General features: G+C 42.6%; 6 protein-coding genes. 1 reads left to right on the top strand and 5 read right to left on the bottom strand.

All coding sequences use genetic code 11. The features are described from left to right. The 4 genes from AC4E96_RS12420 to AC4E96_RS12405 form a co-directional block, all read right to left on the bottom strand. Nucleotides 1–445: lyase family protein (locus AC4E96_RS12420; RefSeq protein WP_490256044.1), on the bottom strand; the 445-nt coding region annotated here is incomplete at its 3' end. Nucleotides 446–454: 9 nt separating this feature from the next. Beyond that, nucleotides 455–1,111: a high frequency lysogenization protein HflD gene (gene hflD, locus AC4E96_RS12415; RefSeq protein ID WP_490256043.1), complete on the bottom strand. Its 657-nt coding sequence runs from the start codon at nt 1,109–1,111 to the stop codon at nt 455–457. 11 nt (nt 1,112–1,122) lie between these two features. Next, nucleotides 1,123–2,247, bottom strand: a complete 1,125-nt coding sequence (gene mnmA / locus AC4E96_RS12410) for a tRNA 2-thiouridine(34) synthase MnmA (RefSeq protein WP_490256042.1) — start codon at nt 2,245–2,247, stop codon at nt 1,123–1,125. Nucleotides 2,248–2,336: 89 nt separating this feature from the next. Further along, nucleotides 2,337–2,993 carry a pseudouridine synthase gene (locus tag AC4E96_RS12405; protein WP_490256041.1) on the bottom strand — a complete coding sequence of 219 codons (657 nt, stop codon included), beginning with the start codon at nt 2,991–2,993 and terminating at the stop codon, nt 2,337–2,339. Between the two features lie 137 nt (nt 2,994–3,130). On the opposite strand from AC4E96_RS12405, the gene AC4E96_RS12400 reads away from it, so the two are divergent. Continuing rightward, the gene (locus AC4E96_RS12400; RefSeq protein WP_490256040.1) at nt 3,131–5,353 is read left to right on the top strand and encodes an NADP-dependent isocitrate dehydrogenase; all 2,223 of its coding nucleotides are present in this window, start codon (nt 3,131–3,133) and stop codon (nt 5,351–5,353) included. A 219-nt stretch (nt 5,354–5,572) separates the two neighbouring features. Here AC4E96_RS12400 and AC4E96_RS12395 read toward each other — a convergent pair. After that, nucleotides 5,573–6,934 (bottom strand): TonB-dependent receptor (locus AC4E96_RS12395; RefSeq protein WP_490256039.1); only part of this gene is annotated, 1,362 nt, incomplete at its 5' end.

Below are 6,934 nucleotides of genomic sequence, written 5' to 3'. Positions count from 1 at the left end.
TGTCACAGTAAGGTAAAACAACTTCGTCACGTGCGGCTGTTAACATTAAGCCGTGAGATAAATTGTTGATGTCTTCAGAAGTACATGCAAAGTGGATGAACTCATTTACCGCTGTTAACTCTTCGTTTGAAGATACTTTTTCTTTTAAGAAGTACTCAACCGCTTTAACATCGTGGTTAGTTGTGCGCTCGATGTCTTTGATTCGCTGTGCATCTTCTTCAGAGAAGTTGTCAACGATTTCATTTAAGAGGGCATTTGCTTGTGCAGAAAACTCAGGAACTTCTTTAATTGCTGCTGTTTGAGCGAGCTTTTGTAACCAACGAACTTCAACAACAACACGGTATTTGATTAATCCAAATTCGCTAAAGATAGAGCGAAGTTCACTCGCTTTGCTTCCGTAGCGACCGTCTACTGGTGATATTGCTGTAAGTGCAGAGAGTTGCATGATGACCTCTTAACTGATGATTGATAATTCTTTGTTTAATGAAATCGCATTCTTTAAGATTGCATTTCGGCTAAAAATAAATTGTCTGCGCTGACCGCCGGTTTGACGCCATAATACTGCAGCGCGGATTCCTGCTAATAACAGTGCTCGAACCAAACTTTGCACACTTGGCTGTTTCAATATAGCTGGCGTACCGATGACTTTGATCTTTTGACCAATAGGACTAATGATTTTGCTGTAAGCATCGGCAAAGTTTTCTATGACGGTTGGCGAAGTAAGTTCAAAGTGTTCAAGACGACGTTCAATATTTTCGATGGCGCTAGTTAGTTCAGAGCCTGCCCCCTGGCTTTTCATCACCTTCTTGGAAAGTGACATAATACCAGCTAAATAGCGTGTAACTTCGACGTCTTTTGATGAGGCTTGCCCGCTAAGTTGATGGACAAGCATTGCACTACCAGCTTCTAAAAGGTGAGGGCTAGGGTATACATCTTCTGGTGAATTTGGGTTTGTATTCATTACCCCAGCAAGCAAAGCCTCAAGTGTTTCGTAGTTAATAGACTGACCTTTGGCGGCTTGTTGAATCATTAGGGCAGCCTGACAAATGGCTGCCATTGCAATGGTTTGATTTCGCTGTTCTTGACCCATAAGAATTAGTTTATCGTCCAATTACACATTGATTAGCGAATGTACTGTTCAATGATACCGCCACCTAGACATACATCTCCGTCGTAAAACACTGCAGATTGTCCTGGTGTTACAGCACGTTGAGGCTCGTCAAATAATACGCGAATGGTACCATTTTCTTGGTCTGGAACGACTGAACAAGGAATGTCTTCCTGACGGTATCTTGTTTTAACAGTCAAGCGACTTGGACCCTGTGGGCCTTTACCATCAATCCAATTTAATTGTTTTGCAACCAATCCGTTTGAGAATAGAAGAGGGTGATTTTTGCCCTGACCTACAATTAATACGTTGCGCTCGACGTCTTTATCAACCACGAACCATGGTTGGTCGTTGAACTCTTTTAAACCGCCAATTAATAAACCTTTGCGCTGACCTAAGGTGTGATACATCAAACCTTCGTGCTCACCGATAACTTTGCCCTCTGGTGTTTCAATGTTACCTGGTTGAGCTGGTAAGAACTTCTGTAGAAAGTCCTTGAATTTGCGCTCACCGATAAAACAAATACCCGTTGAGTCTTTTTTGTCGGCGGTCACTAAGCCTTGTTCTTCCGCAATGCGACGTACTTCTGGCTTTTCTAATTCACCGACAGGGAATAGGGTTTGAGCAATTTGCTTTTCACCGATGGCATACAAGAAGTAAGACTGATCTTTGTTGTTATCTAAACCACGTAACATTTGTGGTTGGTCACCTTTGGTGCGGCGAACATAGTGACCAGTTGCGATGTAATCAGCACCAAGAATTTCAGCAGAAAATTGCAAAAACGCCTTAAACTTGATTTCTTTGTTACACATGATGTCTGGGTTAGGTGTGCGACCCGCTTTGTATTCAGCAAGGAAATGCTCAAAAACATTGTCCCAATACTCGGCTGCAAAATTGACTGTGTGTAACTCGATACCTAGTTTGTCACAAACTGCTTGAGCATCTTTTAAATCTTCAGCTGCAGCGCAATATTCATCATCGTCATCTTCTTCCCAGTTTTTCATGAACAAACCTTCTACTTGATAACCTTGCTGTTTTAGCAGGTAAGCAGATACAGAAGAATCGACACCACCGGACATGCCGATAATGACTTTTTTAGTTGCGTTGTCTGATACTGTTTCAGATTTAATTTCTGACATATTCGAAGCAATTCACCTAGGCTATTAAAAATTGCGCGGATTCTACCATAACAATCTGCTGTTGAGTACGGCTTGATATGTAATTTACATTATTTTGTTTCGAGTAACTTATATTCACCTAAAGAGATGCCATCAAGGGTCCAACTTCCCACGCGATAACGTATTAAACGTAGCGTCGGGTTGCCTATATGAGCAGTCATTCTGCGAACTTGACGATTTCGGCCCTCTGAAATAGTCATTTCTAACCAGGTCGTTGGAATGTTTTGTCGTTCACGAATTGGTGGAACTCTTGGCCACAAGATCGCTGGCTCTTCAATGATTTTTACTTTTGCTGGTTGCGTCATGCCATCTTTTAACTCAACCCCTTCTTCTAGCGCTTTTAACCCCTGTTCACTCACTTCGCCTTCTACCTGAACCCAATAGCACTTGGAGGTTTTGTGTTTTGGACTGGATATTTTGTTTTGTAATTTACCGTCATTGGTCAGTACAACTAACCCTTCACTATCTCTGTCTAAGCGTCCCGCTGGGTATACACCTTCTATCGGTACATAGTCTTTAAGGGTTTTACGTCCTTCTTGATCGGTGAATTGAGTCAATACGTCAAATGGCTTATTGACTAAGACTACCTTTGTAGGTCCCTTTGTTCTAGAAACCCCGCCAGAGGCGTTATTTCTTCGTCTATGAGGCTTTTTTGATGGCTTGCTTGCCGATTTCGGTCTGTGGGTATTATTTTTTACAGTTTTCATAACGCTATTATATACAAAGGACTTTCAAAAAGGGCTGGTATTTTATAGTATGCACACCCAAAATTCAGACTTATATTCAGATAATCGTCCGCTATACTTTAGCGACGAACAACTCACTGCAAATGTAGGGAATCTAAATGACATCTAAAATCATCTACACTAAAACAGATGAAGCGCCGGCTCTGGCGACCTATTCATTTTTACCAATCGTTGAAGCGTTCAGTAAAACAGCTGGCATCGACGTTGAAACTCGTGATATTTCACTAGCGGCACGTATCATTGCAAACCTAAATGACTTCTTGCCTGAAGACCAACGCGTTTCTGATGACCTAGCTTACTTAGGCCAGTTAGCCAAAACACCTGAAGCGAACATTATCAAGCTTCCTAATATCTCTGCTTCAATCCCTCAGTTAAAAGCAGCAATCAAAGAATTACAAGCACAGGGTGTAGTACTTCCTGAATTCCCAGAAGAACCAGCTAACGATGAAGAAGCGGCAATTAAAGCGGCTTATGCAAAAGTATTAGGTTCAGCAGTTAACCCAGTATTACGTGAAGGTAACTCTGACCGTCGTGCACCAGGTGCTGTTAAGCAATATGCAAAGAAAAACCCTCACTCAATGGGTGAGTGGAAAAAAGATTCTAAGTCTCACGTTGCTCACATGGAGCAAGGTGATTTCTTCGCAAGCGAAAAATCAACGACTATCGCTAAAGACGGTAGCCTGAAAATTGAATTTGTAGGCGCTGACGGCTCTTCAAAAGTATTAAAAGAATCTGTTCCTGTACTTGCGGGTGAGATTGTTGACGCGACATTTATGAGCGTTGCAGAACTTCAAAAGTTCTTAGCGAAAGAAATTGCTGACGCTAAAGAGCAGGGCGTATTGTTCTCAGCTCACTTAAAAGCAACAATGATGAAAGTTTCTGACCCAATCATCTTCGGTCACATTGTTAAAGCTTTCTACAAAGACGTATTTACCAAGCACGCTGCAACATTTGAAGAAATCGGTGTTGACGTACGTAACGGTCTTGGCGATGTTTACGCAAAAATCGAAAAGTTAGACGCTGCTAAGCAAGAAGAAATCAAAGCGGACATCATGGCGGTTTATGAAACTGCACCTGATATCGCAATGGTTGACTCTGACCGTGGTATTACAAACTTACACGTTCCTTCAGACGTAATCATCGATGCTTCAATGCCAGCGGCTATCCGTACTTCTGGTCAAATGTGGAATGCAGAAGGCAAGCAACAAGACATGAAAGCGGTTATTCCTGACCGTTGTTATGCGGGTGTATACCAAGAGACGATTTCTTTCTGTAAAGAAAATGGCGCATTTGATCCAGCAACTATGGGTACAGTTCCTAACGTTGGTCTTATGGCTCAAAAAGCGGAAGAGTACGGTTCTCACGACAAGACATTTGAAATCCCAGCAAACGGTACTGTTAAAGTAACAGACCAAGATGGCAATGTTGTTTTCGAACACACTGTTGAAGCGGGTGACATCTACCGTATGTGTCAAGTTAAAGACGCACCAATCCGTGACTGGGTTAAACTAGCGGTTAACCGTTCTCGTCTATCTGGCATGCCAGCGGTATTCTGGTTAAACGAAGCTCGTGCACACGACGCTGAGTTAATCAAGAAAGTAAACGAGTATCTTAAAGACCACGATACAGACGGTTTAGACCTACGTATCCTTGCGCCAGTAGAAGCGACTCGTTTCTCACTTGAGCGTATGAAGCGTGGCGAAGACACAATTTCTGTTACTGGTAACGTATTACGTGACTACCTAACTGACTTATTCCCAATCTTAGAGCTTGGTACATCAGCGAAGATGTTATCTATCGTTCCTCTAATGAACGGTGGTGGCTTATTCGAAACTGGTGCAGGTGGTTCAGCGCCTAAGCACGTTCAGCAGTTCGAAAAAGAAAACCACTTACGTTGGGATTCACTAGGTGAGTTCTTAGCGTTAGCGGCTTCTTATGAGCACCTAGCGAACACTGCAGGTAACGAAAAAGCACGTGTTTTATCAGTTACTCTTGATAAAGCAACCGCTAAGTTCCTAGATAACAATAAGTCGCCTTCACGTCGTGTAAACGAACTGGATAACCGCGGTTCTCACTTCTACTTAGCGATGTACTGGGCACAAGAATTAGCGGCTCAGAACGATGACGCTGAACTTAAAGGTCAGTTTGCTGAGGTTGCTGAAGTAATGACAGCTAATGAAGAAGTTATTGTGAACGAGCTTAACAGCGCTCAAGGCACACCAATGGACATCGGTGGTTACTACCGTCCATCTGATGAGAAAGGCTTTGCAGCGATGCGTCCAAGCTCAACATTAAACGACGCATTAGCAAAATTAAGCTAAACCAATCGCTTAATGTTTAGCTAACAAGCTACAAGAAATAATAAGGTCGCCATTGGCGGCCTTTTTTTATGTTTAATTTGAATGGACTTAACAAAGTGATGACGTTTAAAAGAAGATGAGGCTGGTTAACTAGCTATTAGTCTATACGTTACTAACAACGAACAATGAGGCATAAAAAAAGGTCGCACAAGGCGACCTTTTTATCAGGATAAGGCTAAATTAGAATTTAACGTTAAGACCTGTGAAGATACGACGACCAACGATGTCGTAAATTGGGTTGATAGTGTAACCCGGAGGTAACTTATCAAACGCATTACGAATACCGAAGTCTACACGAACGCTGTCGTTGATGTAGTAGTTTGCTGAGAAGTCGTGTGTAACGATTGAAGGAATCCAGTACGGGTATGTATCTTCTGGAGAACCACCACCTGGAGACACGTCATACGTTACAACGCGGTTAAGTGAACGCATTGTCCAGTTAACTAGTAAGTCATCTAAACGATAGTTAGTAGTTAAACGGATTTGTAAATCAGGGTCACCTGTTTCACCTTCTTCAACGTTGATTTCGTCTGGACGGTCTTGGAATTCAAAACGCTCAAGTTCCATAAGTTTTGAAACGAATAACTTAACAGAAACTTCACCAGGTAGTTCGAAGTCTTCTAAAGAAGTAGAGTAGTTAACTTCAGATTCAACACCACGTACGTTGTAAGCAGAAGCGTTTAAGAAACCTGAACGAACTAAGTCGATGTCTTTAGTCGTTGGGTCACGGTCAATTGCGTTACAGTATAACTCGTCTGGACCACCAGTCGCGTCAACACAGTTATCAGCAATGTCTTGAACTGCAACAGAAATGATCGCATCTTCGATTTCAATGTCATAGTAATCCATTGTAACTGTGAAGTTCTCAATGAATTCTGGAGTCCATACGATACCAACAGTTCTAGACGTTGATGTTTCAGCGAATAGGTCTGGGTTACCACCAGATAATGTATCTACAGATACGTTATCGTTTGCTTCGAAACCTTCTGGAATACCAAGGGCACGACAGTTGCCTTCACGATCCGGGTCTTCGTTGATGTTATCTGCGTCACATGGATCAGATACACGGCCAAAACCTGGAGAAAGTGGGCTGAATGCTTCACTTAGGTTTGGCGCACGTACCGCTTCACCTAACGTTGCACGAACTCGGAAGTCTTCGATTGGTGCATACATAACACCAACTTTCCACGCGTCAGCAGAACCAGCGTGTGAATAGTCAGCTGTACGGTATGCTGCATCAAGCGTTAATTCGTGAGCAAAGTCAACGTCTGCAAGTAGAGGTACACTGATTTCAACGAAGCTTTCAGATACGTCGTACTCACCGAACTCATCAGGAGTCGCTGCACCAAGAAGTGCACCAGACTTAGTTAACTCGTCAGTGATAGTTGTGTACGTTTCTTCACGGTATTCAAAACCAGCAGCGATACCAATTGGACCACCTTGAAGGTTTAAGAACTCAGCAGTGTCTGTTGAGATTGCACCACCAAATACTTCTTGAGTGATCGCATCTGAACGAGTTACGTCTGCAGAAACCCAGTCTTT

The sequence above is a fragment of the Psychrosphaera sp. genome (genome assembly GCF_982872775.1).
Note: the sequence above shows the minus strand (reverse complement) of the source record. Positions and strands in the feature narration are given on the sequence as shown.